The sequence below is a fragment of the Fundidesulfovibrio terrae genome (assembly GCF_022808915.1).
GTDB lineage: Bacteria > Desulfobacterota > Desulfovibrionia > Desulfovibrionales > Desulfovibrionaceae > Fundidesulfovibrio > Fundidesulfovibrio terrae.
On sequence record NZ_JAKZFS010000003.1, the window covers coordinates 244,290 to 259,333 of the forward strand.

At 65.9% G+C, this 15,044-nt stretch carries 16 protein-coding genes; 7 read left to right on the forward strand and 9 right to left on the reverse strand.

All coding sequences use genetic code 11. From position 1 onward, the window contains the following. Nucleotides 1–6: 6 nt before the first annotated feature. The 7 genes from rpmH (at nucleotide 7) to ML540_RS11955 (ending at nucleotide 4,852) form a co-directional block, all read left to right on the forward strand. The gene (gene rpmH / locus ML540_RS11925; protein ID WP_243361329.1) at nucleotides 7–141 is read left to right on the forward strand and encodes a 50S ribosomal protein L34; all 135 of its coding nucleotides are present in this window, start codon (nucleotides 7–9) and stop codon (nucleotides 139–141) included. A gap of 20 nt (nucleotides 142–161) precedes the next feature. Next, a complete protein-coding gene (gene rnpA, locus ML540_RS11930; RefSeq protein ID WP_243361742.1) occupies nucleotides 162–518 on the forward strand; it encodes a ribonuclease P protein component in 357 nt (118 codons plus the stop codon). Between the two features lie 73 nt (nucleotides 519–591). Next, nucleotides 592–858: a membrane protein insertion efficiency factor YidD gene (gene yidD / locus ML540_RS11935; protein ID WP_243361744.1), complete on the forward strand. Its 267-nt coding sequence runs from the start codon at nucleotides 592–594 to the stop codon at nucleotides 856–858. Between the two features lie 10 nt (nucleotides 859–868). Then, nucleotides 869–2,482: a membrane protein insertase YidC gene (yidC, locus tag ML540_RS11940; protein ID WP_243361331.1), complete on the forward strand. Its 1,614-nt coding sequence runs from the start codon at nucleotides 869–871 to the stop codon at nucleotides 2,480–2,482. A 9-nt stretch (nucleotides 2,483–2,491) separates the two neighbouring features. Beyond that, nucleotides 2,492–3,679 (forward strand): Jag family protein, encoded by a 1,188-nt coding sequence (locus tag ML540_RS11945; protein ID WP_243361334.1) that lies wholly within the window; start codon nucleotides 2,492–2,494, stop codon nucleotides 3,677–3,679. Between the two features lie 229 nt (nucleotides 3,680–3,908). Continuing rightward, nucleotides 3,909–4,226 carry a DMT family transporter gene (locus ML540_RS11950; RefSeq protein WP_243361335.1) on the forward strand — a complete coding sequence of 106 codons (318 nt, stop codon included), beginning with the start codon at nucleotides 3,909–3,911 and terminating at the stop codon, nucleotides 4,224–4,226. A 155-nt stretch (nucleotides 4,227–4,381) separates the two neighbouring features. Next, nucleotides 4,382–4,852 (forward strand): hypothetical protein, encoded by a 471-nt coding sequence (locus ML540_RS11955; protein WP_243361338.1) that lies wholly within the window; start codon nucleotides 4,382–4,384, stop codon nucleotides 4,850–4,852. A 134-nt stretch (nucleotides 4,853–4,986) separates the two neighbouring features. Here the strand turns inward: ML540_RS11955 and ML540_RS11960 are convergent, their stop codons facing one another. From ML540_RS11960 to ML540_RS12000, 9 genes are all read right to left on the reverse strand, one after another. Beyond that, entirely contained in the window at nucleotides 4,987–6,045 is a 1,059-nt protein-coding gene (locus ML540_RS11960; RefSeq protein ID WP_243361340.1) for an AMIN domain-containing protein, read from the reverse strand. Nucleotides 6,046–6,051: 6 nt separating this feature from the next. Next, entirely contained in the window at nucleotides 6,052–7,077 is a 1,026-nt protein-coding gene (locus ML540_RS11965; protein WP_243361342.1) for a GH39 family glycosyl hydrolase, read from the reverse strand. Beyond that, on the reverse strand, nucleotides 7,074–8,015 hold the full coding sequence (locus ML540_RS11970; protein ID WP_243361344.1) for a glycosyltransferase: 942 nt from the start codon (nucleotides 8,013–8,015) through the stop codon (nucleotides 7,074–7,076). The genes ML540_RS11965 and ML540_RS11970 overlap by 4 nt, the downstream gene beginning before the upstream one ends. After that, a complete protein-coding gene (locus ML540_RS11975; RefSeq protein ID WP_243361346.1) occupies nucleotides 8,006–9,169 on the reverse strand; it encodes a glycosyltransferase in 1,164 nt (387 codons plus the stop codon). The genes ML540_RS11970 and ML540_RS11975 overlap by 10 nt, the downstream gene beginning before the upstream one ends. Nucleotides 9,170–9,177: 8 nt before the next feature. After that, the gene (locus tag ML540_RS11980) at nucleotides 9,178–10,065 is read right to left on the reverse strand and encodes a glycosyltransferase family 2 protein (RefSeq protein WP_243361348.1); all 888 of its coding nucleotides are present in this window, start codon (nucleotides 10,063–10,065) and stop codon (nucleotides 9,178–9,180) included. Nucleotides 10,066–10,131: 66 nt separating this feature from the next. Next, entirely contained in the window at nucleotides 10,132–11,241 is a 1,110-nt protein-coding gene (locus ML540_RS11985) for an NAD-dependent epimerase/dehydratase family protein (RefSeq protein WP_243361350.1), read from the reverse strand. Then, on the reverse strand, nucleotides 11,238–12,665 hold the full coding sequence (locus ML540_RS11990; RefSeq protein ID WP_243361352.1) for an O-antigen ligase family protein: 1,428 nt from the start codon (nucleotides 12,663–12,665) through the stop codon (nucleotides 11,238–11,240). Before ML540_RS11990 ends, ML540_RS11985 begins: the two co-directional genes overlap by 4 nt. Nucleotides 12,666–12,704: 39 nt before the next feature. Continuing rightward, a complete protein-coding gene (locus ML540_RS11995; RefSeq protein WP_243361354.1) occupies nucleotides 12,705–13,586 on the reverse strand; it encodes a glycosyltransferase family 2 protein in 882 nt (293 codons plus the stop codon). Nucleotides 13,587–13,589: 3 nt separating this feature from the next. Next, nucleotides 13,590–15,032, reverse strand: a complete 1,443-nt coding sequence (locus ML540_RS12000; protein ID WP_243361356.1) for a sugar transferase — start codon at nucleotides 15,030–15,032, stop codon at nucleotides 13,590–13,592. Between the last annotated feature and the right edge of the window lie 12 nt (nucleotides 15,033–15,044).

Here is a 15,044-nt window from a genome sequence, read left to right on the forward strand (position 1 = left end):
TGACTCATGAAGAGAACATACCAGCCGTCCAACACCAGACGCAAACGCACCCACGGATTTTTGGTGCGCTCCCGTACCAAGAACGGCAGGGCGATCATTCGCCGCCGCCGGGCCAAGGGCCGCAAACGCCTGGGCATCTAGGGTTTCCTCGGGCCTTTCACCTGGTCAAGCGCCAGCAATTCCTCGATTGTTACGAGCGGGGACGGCGCTTCCATTCCAAGGGCTTCATCCTTTTCGTGCTTGTCCGGCCAGCCGAGCCTCCGCACTGGAGGCTCGGGCTGGCGGTGAGCAAGAAGACCGGCCACGCCGCGCTTCGCAACCGGGTGAAGAGGCTTTTGAGGGAATTTTTCCGGCTCCACGGCCCCGTGATCCCTGGCGGGATCGACATCGTGGCGGTTCCGAAGAAACACCTGGACGTAAGCGGCCTGACGCTCGATGCGCTCACACGAGACATCGAGCCGGTACTCGAAAAGCTGAAGGCCAACCAGGAACCCCACTCCCGCCGGAAAGAAACCTAGGACTACCTGGGGGCTTGCCGGACGGGTCCGCATGGACCCACAATCCAGGCCGCGAGGCCCGGTTCGGGATACTATGCAAAGGCTTTTACTCGCGCTCATCGCCTTGTACCGGTATTGCATTTCCCCTTTGATTCCGGGGCATTGCCGGTTCACCCCTTCCTGTTCGGAGTACGCGCGCGAAGCCGTCCTCCGGTTCGGTCCCTTTCGCGGCTCCCTTCTCGCCGCCTGGCGGCTCCTGCGCTGCCATCCCCTTTGCAAGCCCGGCTACGACCCCGTTCCCACAACCCTGAGCTGGCACGCGTACATCCCGCGACGCCGCGCGCGGCTTGCCGCGAAATAGGACGTTTCCCATGGAAAACAACAAGCGCGTTTTGCTCGCCATCGTCTTGTGCCTGGGCGTGCTCATCGCCTGGCAGTACTTTTTCCCTAAAAACGCCTTGATCCAGAAGGCCCAGCCCGGACAGCAGCAGACCCAGCAGGCCGACGCCCAAAACGCCGCCAAGCCCACGGCCAAGCCCGACGCCACCATGGCCTCGGCCGAGCCCCTGGCCGGAACGCCCATCACCATCACCACCCCCCTCTATACCGCCACCCTGCTCAACACCGGCGGCGTGCTCCAGCATTTTAGCCTGAGCAAGTACAAGCTTTCGTTGGATAAAGACTCCCCCAACATGGACCTCGTTTCCGGCCAGGCCGCGTCCAAGGCCCCCATGGGCCTCATCGTCAACGGCCAGGCCACCTGGCGCGACGCCAAGTGGACCACCGACGCCAAGGACACCTCCCTCGAGCCCGGCAAGTCCACCACCCTGACCTTCACCGGCACCCTGGGCGGCCTGACCATCAAGCGCGAGCTGACCTTCCACGCCGACAAGTACGAGATCGACGAGGCCGTGACCCTGGTCTCCCAGACCGCGCAGGTCTCGCGCGTGGCCTTCACCCTGGCGGCGGGCAGCCTGACCGGCGGCGAAGCCAACTACAACCCCACCCGCGCCGCCTACATGGACAAGAGCCTGGAGGAGATCACCAGCCTCGACAAGATCAAGGACGGCAAGGTGGTCGACGCTGGCGGCAAGTGGGCCGCCGTGGAGAGCAACTACTTCATTTCCGCCCTGGTGCCCTCGGGCACGGCCGTGCTCAAGCTGCAGCACGTGGAGGACGTCACCCGCCTGGCCGCCGAAAAGGACGGCATCTCGCTTGCGGCCGGACAGCCCGTGAAGGTGGAGAACAGCTACTATCTGGGCCCCAAGGAGCGCGCCACCCTGGCCACCGCGCCCAACGACCTCAAGGCCGCCCTGAACTACGGCATGTTCCACATCCTGGCCGAGGCCTGCCTGTGGCTGCTGCACTTCCTCTACGGCTACGTGCACAACTACGGCGTCTCCATCATTCTCCTCACCGTGTTCATCAAGCTGTGCTTCTGGCCCCTGTCCCAGAAGAGCTACAAGTCCATGGAGAAGATGCGCAAGCTCCAGCCCATGATGGCCGCCATCCGCGAGAAGCACGGCGACGACCGCGAGAAGATGAACGCGGAACTCATGCAGCTCTACAAGACCTACAAGGTCAATCCGGCCGGTGGCTGCCTGCCCATCGTGGTGCAGATTCCCGTGTTCTTCGGCCTCTACCAGGCCCTGCTCAACTCCATCGAACTGCGCCACGCCTCGTTCATCACGCACCTGCCCTTCACCAACATGACCTGGCTGGCCGACCTCTCCGCTAAGGACCCCTACTACATCACGCCGCTCATCATGGGCGCGACCATGTTCCTGCAGCAGAAGATGTCCCCGCCCCCGGGCGACCCCACCCAGGCCAAGGTGATGCTGTTCATGCCGGTGATCTTCACCTTCATGTTCCTGAACTTCCCCTCGGGCCTGGTCGTCTACTGGCTGGTCAACAACGTGCTCTCCATCGCCCAGCAGGGTCTGCTCATGAAGGGAAGCGCGGTCCAGACCGCGAAGAAGGCCTAAGGAGCAGTCATGAGCGATTTCAACACGTTCACCGGCAAAACCGTGGACGACGCCATCAGCGAAGCCTGCCGCTTCTTCTCCACCGAGCGCGACAGGCTGGAAGTCGAGATCATAACCGGAGGTTCCACGGGAATCTTCGGCCTGGTGGGCAAGAAGAAGGCCCAGATCAGGGCGCGGCGCCGCCAGGACCCGGCCGTGGCCGCCATGATCCGTGAGGAGGAGCGCCAGGCCAAGGCCGCCGCCAAGGCCGCCGAGGTGGCCGCCGCCGCTCCTTCCGGCCAGGCTCAGGGCGAGCCGGAAGCTCCGGAGGTCCCCCGGCAGAAGCCGGAGCGTGGCGCCCAGCCCGCACGCGAGGCAGCGCAGGAAGCCCCCCAGAAGCCGCGCGAGCCGCGCCGGGACAAGCCCCAGAAATCCCGTGAGCCCCGGGAAGGCCGTGAACCGCGCGAAGCCCGTGAGCCCAGGGAACCGCGTGAGCCCCGCCAGCCCAAGGAAGCACGGGAACCCAGGGAGCCGCGTGAGCCCAGGCAGGAGCGCCCCCGGCGCGAACGGGCTCCCAAGGCCGAACCCAGGCCCAGGCCCGATTCCCGCACCGAATCCCTGGACGACGACCTGCCCGAAGGCCACGACCAGTCCCCCGCCTCCGCGGAGTTGCTGGCCCTGGCCGCCGAGGTCATGAACCGCCTGCTCACCCCCATCCTGGAGCAGGAGCCCAAAATGGAGATCGAGGGCACGGCCAGCCGCATAAGCGTGCTCATCCAGGACGAGGAGCACTCGGGGCTGCTCATCGGGCGCGAAGGCCAGACCCTGGCCGCCCTGCAGTACCTGGCCAACCGCATCATGGCCCGGCGCTGGGAAAGCCCGGTGCGCGTGCAGATCAACACCGGCGAATACCGCGAGAAGCAGGACGACAACCTGCGCAAGATGGCCTTCTTCCTGGCCGACAAAGCCAAGAACCTGGGCCGCCCGCAGAGCACCAAGCCGCTCAGCTCCTACCACCGCCGGGTGATCCACCTTGCCCTGCAAGGCGACGACACCATCCAGACCCGCAGCAAGGGTGACGGCCCCATGAAGCGGGTGATCATCGTGCCCAAACGCCCCAGGCCCGAGGCCCAGCAGGCCCCTGAAGCTCCGCAGATGGCGGATGTGCAGGACGCCCTGGAAGCCCCGGGGGCGCAGGAACCGCAGCAGGCGCAATAGGCGCGCTCATCCGCCGCGTTCCTGCCCGCTTCGGGACGGAGCAGCGAACATGCCTTGACGTTCCGGGGGCCGAAGCGAGAGCTTCGGCCCCCGCTTTTCTTGACATCCGGGCCGAAACGGGTAGCTGAGTGCCCGCTTCGACGACGATTCCGGGCGGACGGGACGACCCGCCCCGCCCCATGTCCATCCTCACTCGGGGACGACCCCGCAAGCCAAAGGGAGCATATCCATGGCCTGGGGCATTCTTTTCCTCGCCGCCGCATTCGAAATCGCCTGGGCGTCCGGACTCAAGGCCACGCAGGGGTTCACGCGCCCGCTGGCCACGGTCGTGGTCGCCGCATGCATGATCGCCAGCATGGTTCTTTTGGGGCTTGCCGCCAAGCACCTGCCCATGGGCACGGCCTACGCGGTCTGGACGGGCGTGGGGGCGCTGGGCACGGCCGTCATCGGCATCGCGCTCTACGGGGAGCCCGCGACCCTGCCCAGGCTCGGCTGCATCGCCCTCATTGCGCTTGGAGTCATGGGGCTCAAGTTCTTCTCACGCTGATTCGCTGCCCCCACACCGCTTGTGCGGTTCCCCTGGCAGCCTTGCGGCCCGATGAGCCGGGCTTCTCACCATCCGGACAGCGCTCGGGAACGCTCCTTGCTTTCCAGCAGGAGGCGGAATCATTTTCCCACTCCAACTCCGGCAAGGAGCTCCTCATGATCGAATCCGTCGCAGCCCAGGGATATTCCCAATCGGCCCAGGCCGCAGCCAGGGCCGACGCCGTGGCTTCCGCGACCGAGGCCCAAGGGAGTGCATCCAGGTCGTCCTCGACGACGGCATCCTCCAAGGACAAGGTTTCCTTCTCCGAGGCCGCCAAGGCGCTCTCCAAGCTCATTGGGAAGTACCAGGGCAAGATCGACGAGGAGGACACGGACGGTTCGCAGGGCGATCCCGCGACCAGGATCAAGAAGAAGATCAAGGAGCTCCAGGAGAAGATCGCCAAGGTGGAGCAGAGCGACATGCCCGCCGAGGCCAAGCAGTCCGCCGTGAAGGGCCTGGAGACCGAGATGGCGTCGCTTACGCAGCAGCTCGCGCAGCTGACGGCCAAATCGTCAGGATCGGGCGGCAGCTCGGCGCTCTTATCCTCGGCCGGGAGCCTCTCCGGCCTGGGATCTCGCAAGGCCTAACGGGCACGAGCCTCATAGGGGATTCCAAAGGGAGGCACTCCCTTTGGCCGCCGGAGGCCTTCGCCGCTCGACATTTCCACCCACACGAAAAAGGCCGGGACTGGCCCGGCCTTTCGTTCACGATTTGATGCGCCTTACTGCGCCGCGGTCTTGGGCTTGGGCACCCTGACCACCACGCCCTTGGGCTGCTTCTCGATGACCGGTTCCGAGAACGTGGCCAGATCCTTGTCGCGGTAATCGATCACCACGCGCAGCTTGTCCGGATGCGCGCCCAGGCGGACCTTTTCCATCAGGCCGTTCTGCACGGTCACAGCCCCCCCGCCGCTGGTCTGCCACGGTCCCCAGAGGTCCACCGCAAGCCGGGCCGGAGCCTTGGCATGGAACGAGGTGACCCGCTCCAACGGCGCGTCGGTGACGATGGTGAGCACGAATTCGCTCGGATTATCCTGGACCTTGATGTCGAGCACCTTGCCCCCTGCGGACACGGCGGATTTCTCCCCCCCGCCTGCGGGCTGGTCGGCCTGCTTTGGCGCGGTGAACTGCGCCTGGACGGATTGCCCTGATGCCTGCTCGACCTTGGCCGCGGACTTGGCGGTTTCCTTGGGCTGGGGCTGGGCTGCGGCAGGAGCCTCCGCCTGGGCGTTGGCCGTCTCGGCGGCGTCCCCGCCCTTGGCGTCGGCCGGAACCTGTCGTCCCAGCTTGGCCGAGCGAACCTTCTTCTCGTCGCTGGTGACGGCGGGCTGTGTAAGCCCGTTGTCCCGCGCAGTCTCCACTGCGGGCTGCACGGCCTGCGGAGCGGCGGCCTGGGCCTTGTCGTCCGGAGCGGACAAGGCCGGAGAGGCCGTCTGGTCCGCCGGAGATTCCCCGCCGGATTTGGAGGCCTGGCCGGATTCCCTCGCGGGCTCCGGCTTGGGCGTTGCCCCGTCGCCCGGAGCGGCCTGTTGGGCAGTCTTGGGGGCGGCGCCCTCCTCGCTGGCGGAAGGCAGGGTCTGCGACTCGGTTGGCCCCTGAGGCTGCGGCTCCTGCCCGGCCACGAACTTGGTCGGCTCGGAGGGCTGCGAGGACTTGGGCGGTTCCATCCCGAGATTCCTGAAGGGATTGCGGAACTGGAACATGTTCAGTGAAAGCCCGAGGAAAAGGGCCACCACGATGATCATCAGTCTCAGATAAACCGGATTCTTGCGGTCTGCCATGGTGCGCTACCTGCCCTGCCCCAGTAGTTTGGCCTGCTCGGCAAAGACGAACGCGGCCGGTTTGGAGACGAACTCCGTTGTGTAGAGACCGAAATAGTATTGCGGCGGCCGGTCCCAATCGATGAAGTACAGGGCCATGGAGACGTACTTGAAGCGCGTCTCGAGCATCTCCAGGGACTTCTTGAGGTACATGGCCTGGCGCTGCTCCCCTATTTCCCCGGATGACCAGCCCCATTCGGTGATCCACAGCGGACGGCCGGACTGGCCGTGGCTTTCCATGATGCGGTGGATGAGGCTTATGTCGTCGAAGTTGTTGTCCCACTGCTTGAACTGGTCCGGGGCCACCTTGGTGTAGGGGTGGATGGCCACCACGTCCGGATGGATCCCCTTCTCGTAGAGGGTCTCCAGGAACAGGTAGCCGGGCATGCTGCCCTCGCCCACGAAGGTCAGGTTGCCCAGGCCCCCCAGGGCGATCTCGGCGTCCTTGTCCACGGAGCGGATCACCTCGCGCATGGCCGTGTACCAGGCCACGTACTGGTCGAGATTGGGCTTGGGGCGCCAGGCGTCGCTGATGTTCTCCTCGTTCCAGAGTTCCCACTTGCGCACCTTGCCCTTGTAGCGCTGCGCGGCCTCACGCATGAAATCCTTGTACTGGGCGAGCCACGCCTCGAACTTCGCGGGGTCCGTGGGCACGTGGAGCCAGTACTGGTCCTCGGAGCCGGTGGCCCCGCTGGCCCAGGCGGGCGATCCGTACACGCACATGAGCGGCTCGATGCCCGCATGGACGAGCATGTCCACGATCTGGTCGAACTGCGACCAGTCCCGCTTGCCTTTTTCCGGCTCTACCCTGTGCCAGAGAAAACTGTTGCGCGAGACCTTGGCGTAGACCGTCTTGGCCAGTGTCACGGCGCGGGCGTTGACCCCCTGGTCGTCGGAGAAGGTCATGTCCATGTGCAGCCCGAGCTGCAGGGCCTGGGCCGGACACACGTACGCGAGGAGAACCAGGAGCGCGAGAAGGAGTGTTCTTTTCATTTCTCTGGCCGGGGTTGGTCCGCTGGATGTGAGACGGAACTGTTGAGGCCCGAAATGTAGCCGAAAATCTTGCCGCAATCCATGGTCACGAGCATGGCCAGCATGGTGGCCATGGCCTTTGCCGACAGCGGATACAGACCCAGGCGGCGGAAGTTGCGCACCGGCTGCCACAGGTAGGCGCAGAAGCCGGCGGACAGGGGCAGCAGCCACAGCGGCCTGGACAGGCTCAGGCAGAACATGAGCACGCCCCCCCCGTAGGCCGCGAGCCGGATCATATGCCGCCTGGTGTGCTGGCGGGCCTTGCCGTCGCCCTGCATGTACAGGAAGAACTGCCGGTAGATGGCCCGGTAGCCGGGTCGCATGTGCCAGCGCACCACGGCCGATGGCTCCATGCGCATGGCGAAGCGGCTGGCGCGGATCTTGTTGTGGAACCAGGTGTCCTCGGAGAAGTCGAGCCATTCCGGATAGCCGCCCAGCTCTTCCCAGACGACCTTGCGGAAGGCCAGGGAACGGCTGGAGATGGCGAAGCGGTCGATACTCTTGGAAGACCGGAAGAGGTTGTGCATGGCGTACTGGCAGGCGTCGAAAAGACGTTCCACCACCGGCTCGTAGCCGCCCACCACCACGTCCGCCCCGCGCAGGTCGCTGATGCGCTCGAGCCACCCCGGATCGAGCAGGCAGCCTGCGTCGGTGACGGCGATGACCTCGCCCGAGGCCAGGGATATGGCCCGGTTGCGCCCGCCCGCGATGTTGCAGGGGGTCGATTCCAGCAGCACGTCCAAGGGATGCGCCCGGATGATCTCAAGCGTGCCGTCGGTGGAGCCGCCATCCACGATGACCAGCTCGTCAGGGAGGCGGGTCTGGGCGGCCACGGAATCCAGGAAGGCCCCCATGCTGGAGGCCTCGTTCTTCACGGTGACGATGAGGCTTACGCGCATTGGCGGTACACTTTCTCGCTTAAGGTTTCGACCGCAGCAGCCCAGGTGTAGCGCCGGGCGATCAGTTCGCGCCCCGCAAGGCCCAGCCGCCGGGCCAGGTCCTCGTCGCCGAGCGCCGCAAGCAGCGCCTCGGCGAAGTCGCGGGCGGTATCGGCCACCAGCAGGTGCTCGCCGGGGGACACCTCCAGGCCAGAGCAGCCAAGCCCGGTGCTGACCACGGCCACGCCGAAGGACAAGGCCTGCAAAATCTTGAGCCGCGTGCCGCTGCCCACGCGAAGCGGACACACGAACACCCGGGCCCGCCGGTAGTATCCGGAGACGTCGTCCACGCGTCCGGTGACGGTCACGCCGGGCCCTGCCAGGGCGGTAACTCCTGGGCCCGGGTCCTTGCCCACGATCCACAGCCGGGCCTCGGGCTCCCGGGCCGCCACCAGCGGCCAGACCTCCGCGCAGAACCAGCGGATGCCATCCACGTTGGCCAGATAGCTCATGAGCCCGGTGAACACCACATCCTTTCCCGTGGGAAATTCTCGTTCCTGCAAGGATTCCACAGCGTTGGGCACGGTGACCGTGTTCCTGTTGGCCGCGAGGAAGAAGTCCCGGTCCGCATCCGAGCAGGCCAGCACCGCGTCCATGCGCGCGGCCACGCCCAGCTCGAAGCGGCGCATGAACACGGACTGGAGCCGGTGGTGCAGCTTGCGCAACGGATTGCGGCATCGGCGGGAGTTGCCCGCGAGGACGTCGGTCTCCACGTTCTGGGTGTCCATGACCTTGAGGCAGGAAAGATCCTGGATGAGCTGCGCCCCGTAAGGGTACACGGCGTGGACCGCGTCGTGGACCCGGGCCGCTTCGGCAACGGCCCGGCGCAGGCGCGCGTCCCGGTAGATCACGGCCAGGAAGGGCGCGGCGCACAGATAGCCCAGGAACATGTGCCACAGCTTGCCCCACCTGCTCCAGGGAAGCTCCACGGCATCCACCCTGGCGAACCGGGTGCGCAGGTGCGCCACACCCTCACGGTCGCCGGGCCTGCGGATGGTGGTCAGCAGGGACACGTCGTGGCGCTTGGCCAGTTCGGCAAGCACGCCCATGATCCTGAGCTTGCCCCCCTCGTCCGGGGGCCAGGGGCATACGGGTGAGTAGAACAGGATACGCATGACGACGCCTACCGTCCGGACAAGCCGCGCGTCAGCCCGCTCACATAAGCGGGGATGCGGTCGAAGGCTCCGCGGCGCAGGAAACGCAGCATGCAGCGGGGCAGGTCATGCAGGAATATCCACAGGTAGGCCGCGAGCCGGTTGGGCCAGGGATAGAACTTGGCCAGGAAGTAGGCCCGGCTGCGCATGTAGTGGTGCCAGTAGCGGGCGCTGCCCACCCCGCCCATGGAGCGGCTGACCTTGTGCCACAGCTTGGCCCGGGGCACATAGACCACCCGGTGCCCGCGCTGGGATGCGCGCAGGCAGAAGTCCACCTCGTCGAAATAGATGAAATAATACGGGTCGATGCCATCAAGCTCCGTATAAAGCGAGGTCCGGGCCAACAGGCAGCAGCTGGTGATGTAGTCCGTCTCCTCCTCCACGTCGTGCTGTCCCCGGTCCTTCTCCTCGTAGCCCACGTGGGCGCAGTCGCCGCGCCAGGGCATGACGGTGCCCCCGGCGAACCAGATCACGTCCGGCTCGGAGTGGTAGTACATCTTAGGCCCGACGATGCCCATGCGCGGGTCGGATTCCAGCACGTCCACCAGGATGGAGAGCATGTCCGGGGCCACCACGGTGTCGTTGTTCAGGAGCATGATGCAGTCGAAGCCGCGCTCGCGCGCCCGGGCGATGCCCACGTTGTTGGCCCGGGCGATACCCAGGTTTTCGCCGTTCTCGATGAAGTCCACGTCGGGCCGGGAGCGGAACACTTCGAGGGAGCCGTCCGTGGAGCCGTTGTCCACCAGGATGACCCCGTAGTCGGGATAGTCCATGCCCGCCAGGGACTGAAGGCAGTCCAGGGTGTCCTGGAGGTTGTTCCAGTTCACCAGGACGATGGCCACGGAAGGCTTACGCATCGTGGCACCAGCCTTGGCGGATGGACGTTTTCGCCCCCAGGACAAAACGAGTCGAAAGAGCCCGCATCACCGCACCAGCCTGTGCTTGCGCAGCTCGTCCCAGGCCTTGTCCACCATGTCGTGGGCATTCTCGCCCTCGGCCCAGCTGGTGAGCCGGGCGATGCCCTCCTCCAGGCTCATGGCGGGCTTGTAGCCCATGGCCGTGATGGCCGAGCAGTCGCCGAAGCAGTGGCGGATGTCGCCCGCCCGGAACTGGCCCGTGACCTGAGGCTCAACGTCGGAGCCGATGACCCGGCCGATGGTCCGGGCCAGGTCCAGCACGGTGAGGGGATTCCCCGACCCCACGTTGAAGGCCCTGTTGTCCATGTCCGGATTCTCCATGGCCAGGATGTTGGCCTGGACGATGTCGGACACGTGCACGAAGTCGCGCATCTGCAGGCCGTCCTCGAAGATGAGCGGCGGCTGGCCGTTTTTGAGCCTGGAGCAGAAGATGGCGCACACCCCGGTGTAGGGATTGGAGAGCGACTGGCGCGTGCCGTAGCCGTTGAAGTAGCGCAGGGCCACGGCGGGCACCGGGGAATGCCGCCCGAAACTCAGGCACATCTCCTCCTGGTCGCGCTTGGTGACGGCGTAGACCGAATCCGGGCGCATGGGGTGGTCCTCCCGGGTGGGCACCGGGCGGGCCGCCTGGCCGCAGGCCGCGCAGACCATCTCGTAGTTCTTGGCCTCAAGCTGGGTCTGGGTGCGCGCCGCCACCTTGGAGCCGCCGCAGCCGGGGCAGAGGTAGCTGCCCTCGCCGTAACAGCTCATGGAGCTGGCCACCACCACCTTGCGCACGCAGTGCCTGCGGTTGGCCAGATGGTCCAGGATGGCGGCCGTGCCCAGGCAGTTGGACTCCACGTAGCGCACGGGCTCGTACATGGACTGGCCCACCCCCACTCGGGCGGCCTGGTGGAAGATCACCTCCACGCCGTCCAGGGCGTTGGCCAGAAGCCCCTGGTTGCGCACGTCGCCGATGATGGTGACGGCCTTGGGGTTGGCGTAGGCGGGGTAGCTGCCCCGGTGGACCTGATACTCCAGGTTGTCCAGAACCGCCACGTCCAGGCCCTTTTCGATCAGGGCGTCCGTCAGGTGCGAGCCGATGAATCCGAGCCCGCCTGTGACCAAAGCTCTCATATTTCGTTTTCCCAGGGATTTTGGGCCTCTCGGGCCAGGATGAACACACTGCCGAGGATGAACGCATTGATGGGGGTCATGTTGTCGATGTTGAACATGGGACCGAACATGGAAATCACCAAGTTCCCGGCCAAGACGCCGCACATGGCCAGCTGGGTGGCCCGCACCGCCGGGTCGGCCAGGAAGCGCAGCGACCGCACCGCCGTCCACATGGCCGTCAGCGGCAGGAACATGAAACTGGCCAGTCCGACGGCCCCCATCTTCACCAGCAGCCACATGTAGCTGTTGTGCATGTAGATGTCGTGGCTCAGGTAGCCCAGCTGTTCCGACTCGGCGTCGTACATGGGGCTTTCGAAGACCACCCGCGTGCCCAGGCCGTTGCCCCAGATCGGGCTGCGGGCGATCAGGGCGCTGGCGGCCTCCCACTCGCGCAGGCGGTGCAGGGAGGATATGTCCTCCTTGAACTCGCGCAGGGACAGAACCCGCGTCACCACCGACTCGATGGGGTTGACGGCCTTGGGCGAAATCACGCTGTGGGCCACCCAGATGATGCACCCTCCCACCGCCACGAAGACCGCAAGCTTGAGCATGAGTCGCTTGATGGCCGGTTCGGCCACCAGGAACATGAAGGCCAGGCCCGAGGTCAGGCCCAGGTAGGCGCTGCGGAAGAAGGTCACGGCCAGCGCGGTCAGGTTGAGCAGGCCGACGGAAAGCGACAGCACGGGACGAAGCCCGAACAGGTAGAAGGTGAACCCCAGGATGACCGGGGGCAGGTACGCGCCCAGCTCCAGGAGCACCACCCGGATGCCCTCGCCGTAGAGCAGCACCTCGCCCACGCCCATCCAGTAGTTCACCAGGATGCGCACCGACGAGAACACCGACACGCCGAGCAGAATCCAGACGCTCTGGCGCAGAGCGGCGGAGTCGAATTCGGCGATCAGGGGGATGACCAGCAGGTATTGCAGCAGCGGGCGAAGCTCCAGCAGGGCGTCCTTGAAGTAGATGCCCGAGGTGAGCGACCCCAAGGCCGACGCCGTGGCCACGGCCATATACACGAGCACCAGGGAGCAGAACACCTTGGGAAGCCGCAGCACCACGCGCTTGAACACCAGCACCCGCACCGCCCAGGATATGAGCACCACGGCCAGAAGAAGGTCCGAGGGCTTGAGCCCGCCGCCCGCGAAGGGGATGTCGTACTGGTAGAGCTCCCCGCGCCCGAAAACCATCATGATGGACACAGACAGTATAATGGCCGGGCGCAGACTCTTGAGGCTCAGGATCAGAAAGAAGATTCCCCCCAGCACTCCCACGCCGATCCCTGCGCCGGCGGCCGAGACCAGCCAGCCAAGCGCAAGCCCGGTGGCGATCACGGCCGCATGGACGGAGAACAGCCTGGAGGCCAGGGTGGGAACGCGGCGATCCATGGCCCGCCGCCCCTGCCGGGCTTGTCCTGCGGCCACGGGTCAGGGCCTCACCCGCTTGTTCGCGCGCAGGGCGTTGCGGACAAGCGTGAGCCATTTCCAGGCCCGGATCCCGGCCAGGGTGAGCGTGCGCGCCAAGCCGTGTTCAGGATGGGTGTTCTTGACGCAGAAGAGTTCCATGGAATCGTAAAAGGCATGGATCATCCGGGTGCTCTGGGCGCGCGAACTCTGTCCCTTGAGGTGCACCACCGTGCACCCCGGGTTGTAATGGACCTCGAAGCCAGCCCGGGCGAACCGCCAGCACCAGTCCATGTCCTCCATGTACATGAAGTAGTCCTCGTCCAAAAGCCCCACGCGATCGAGGGCCTTGCGTGTGACCATCATGTAGGCCCCGTTGACCGCGTCCACCCGGGCGGGATGCCCCTCGTCCAGATACGTGAGGTTGTAGCGGGCCAGCAGCGGGCTTTTGGGGAACCACCGGGAAAGCCCGGAGGCGCGGCAGAATCCGTCCCAGGCCGAGGGGAAACTGCGGCGGCAGGCCAAGTCCAGGGAGCCGTCCCCGGTCACCAGGCGGCAACTGACCATGCCCGCGCGGGGATGCGCGTTCAGAAAGCCGATGGAATGGTCGAAGCAGTGGTCGCCCACCACCGTATCCGGGTTGAGGAGCAGCACGAAGGGAGTGTCCGCCTCGCGCAGGGCCAGGTTGTTGGCCTTGGAGAATCCCAGATTTTCCGGGCTGGCCGTGAGCCGCACCAAGGGATGGCGGGCGCGCACAGCCTCCACCGTCGAGTCCGTGGAGGCATTGTCCACCAGATGGACCTCATAGGAGACGTCCTGGACGCTGCGCTCAAGGGAATCCAGGCATCCCAGCAGGACTTCGCGGCAGTTGTAGCTGACGATGGCGACGGTCAGGTCTTTAGGCACGGCTCAGCTCGTCTTCGCCCTGAACACCGCGAAGGGTGTTTTCAAAAGGATCTTGATGTCCAGCCAGATGCTCCAGTTGTCGATGTAGTCCAGGTCCTGGCGGAGGCGCTCGTCGAAAGTGACCCGGCCACGGTCTCCGATCTGCCACAGCCCGGTGATGCCGGGCTTCACGGAGAAGCGGCGCTTCACGGACGGATCGTCGATGCGCTCGATCTCGTAGGCGAAGAGCGGGCGCGGCCCGACCAGGCTCATCTCCCCGCGCAGGACGTTGAAGAACTGCGGCAGCTCGTCGATGCTGTACTTGCGCAGGAACGCGCCCACGCGGGTGACGCGCGGATCGTCCTTGATCTTGAAGGCAGGCCCGGTCTCGTAGTTGAGCGCTGCCACGTCCTTGAGGCGCGCCTCGGCGTCGGCCACCATGGAGCGGAACTTGAGCATCCGGAAGGGGCGCATGCCGAGCCCCGCGCGCCACTGGGAAAAGATCACCGGACCCGGGGTGGACAGCTTGACCGACAGGGCGGCCGCGAAAAAGAGCGGCGACAGGACCAGCATGGCGGCCAGGGCCCCGCACACGTCCAGCAGGCGCTTGAGGAAGCCCTCGAAACCGCTCATTCCGGCAAGGCCCAGGGACAAAAGCTGGGCTCCCTCCCCCTCCAGCCAGAAGCGCTTGGAGCGCAGCCGGTCCGTGGCCAGCATGAGCTTGATGTCCACGCCCCGGGTGGCCGCGAGGTCGATGATCCATTCGGTCTCTTCGTAGAACTTGCGCACCGGCAGCCCCACCACCAGTGAATCGACCACCCTGCCATCCAGGAGCTTGGGCAGGCTGGCGATGGCCCCGAGCCTGCGGATGCCGAGCTCCTGCAGGGCCGAGGAGCCGGCCCAGTCGTCGTCCACGAAGCCCAGGACGTCTATCTGCCCGGTCTCGCGCTTCTCGCGGTGCTCCGCGAGGAACTCGGCCATGCGCGGCCCCGAGCCCACCAGGATGACCTGAGGGGTGAAGGAGCCGAACCGCCAGTCACGGCTCATGATCCGGCTGATCAGGAAGCGCTCCGCCGCCACCAGGAAGAAGGTCGCGGGCCACAGCACCAGAAGATAGCCGGGGTCCACGGGACGTCCGGTGACCACCCCCATGCACCCCATGATGACCACGCCCGTAAGGCAAGCTCCCACGAGCCGCTGGGCCTTGATGCGCCATTTGCCGCGCCGCCACGGGTCGTAAAGGCCGAAGCCCCAGAAAAGCACCCGCCACATGACCAGCGAGCCCGCCACCAGGATCACGCTGCCCACGCGCACGCGATAGTCCAGCGCGGCCCGTATGGTGTCGGGCCGGTCGATAAGATGGATGGACCCGGCCAGCCAGAAGCTGGCCATCATGGCCAGACAGACCGCGGCGAGGTCCCACGTTCGGTAGACTTTGAAGCGCTCCCAGAGGCTCGGGATGTGCATGCTCGTCCTCTT

Coding starts and splice junctions, on each gene's coding strand:
- rpmH (WP_243361329.1), top strand. CDS start 7: ATGAAGAGAACATACCAGCCGTCCAACACCAGACGCAAACGCACCCAC.
- yidD (WP_243361744.1), top strand. CDS start 592: ATGCAAAGGCTTTTACTCGCGCTCATCGCCTTGTACCGGTATTGCATT.
- yidC (WP_243361331.1), top strand. CDS start 869: ATGGAAAACAACAAGCGCGTTTTGCTCGCCATCGTCTTGTGCCTGGGC.
- ML540_RS11945 (WP_243361334.1), top strand. CDS start 2,492: ATGAGCGATTTCAACACGTTCACCGGCAAAACCGTGGACGACGCCATC.
- ML540_RS11950 (WP_243361335.1), top strand. CDS start 3,909: ATGGCCTGGGGCATTCTTTTCCTCGCCGCCGCATTCGAAATCGCCTGG.
- ML540_RS11955 (WP_243361338.1), top strand. CDS start 4,382: ATGATCGAATCCGTCGCAGCCCAGGGATATTCCCAATCGGCCCAGGCC.
- ML540_RS11960 (WP_243361340.1), bottom strand. CDS start 6,045: ATGGCAGACCGCAAGAATCCGGTTTATCTGAGACTGATGATCATCGTG.
- ML540_RS11965 (WP_243361342.1), bottom strand. CDS start 7,077: ATGAAAAGAACACTCCTTCTCGCGCTCCTGGTTCTCCTCGCGTACGTG.
- ML540_RS11970 (WP_243361344.1), bottom strand. CDS start 8,015: ATGCGCGTAAGCCTCATCGTCACCGTGAAGAACGAGGCCTCCAGCATG.
- ML540_RS11975 (WP_243361346.1), bottom strand. CDS start 9,169: ATGCGTATCCTGTTCTACTCACCCGTATGCCCCTGGCCCCCGGACGAG.
- ML540_RS11980 (WP_243361348.1), bottom strand. CDS start 10,065: ATGCGTAAGCCTTCCGTGGCCATCGTCCTGGTGAACTGGAACAACCTC.
- ML540_RS11985 (WP_243361350.1), bottom strand. CDS start 11,241: ATGAGAGCTTTGGTCACAGGCGGGCTCGGATTCATCGGCTCGCACCTG.
- ML540_RS11990 (WP_243361352.1), bottom strand. CDS start 12,665: ATGGATCGCCGCGTTCCCACCCTGGCCTCCAGGCTGTTCTCCGTCCAT.
- ML540_RS12000 (WP_243361356.1), bottom strand. CDS start 15,032: ATGCACATCCCGAGCCTCTGGGAGCGCTTCAAAGTCTACCGAACGTGG.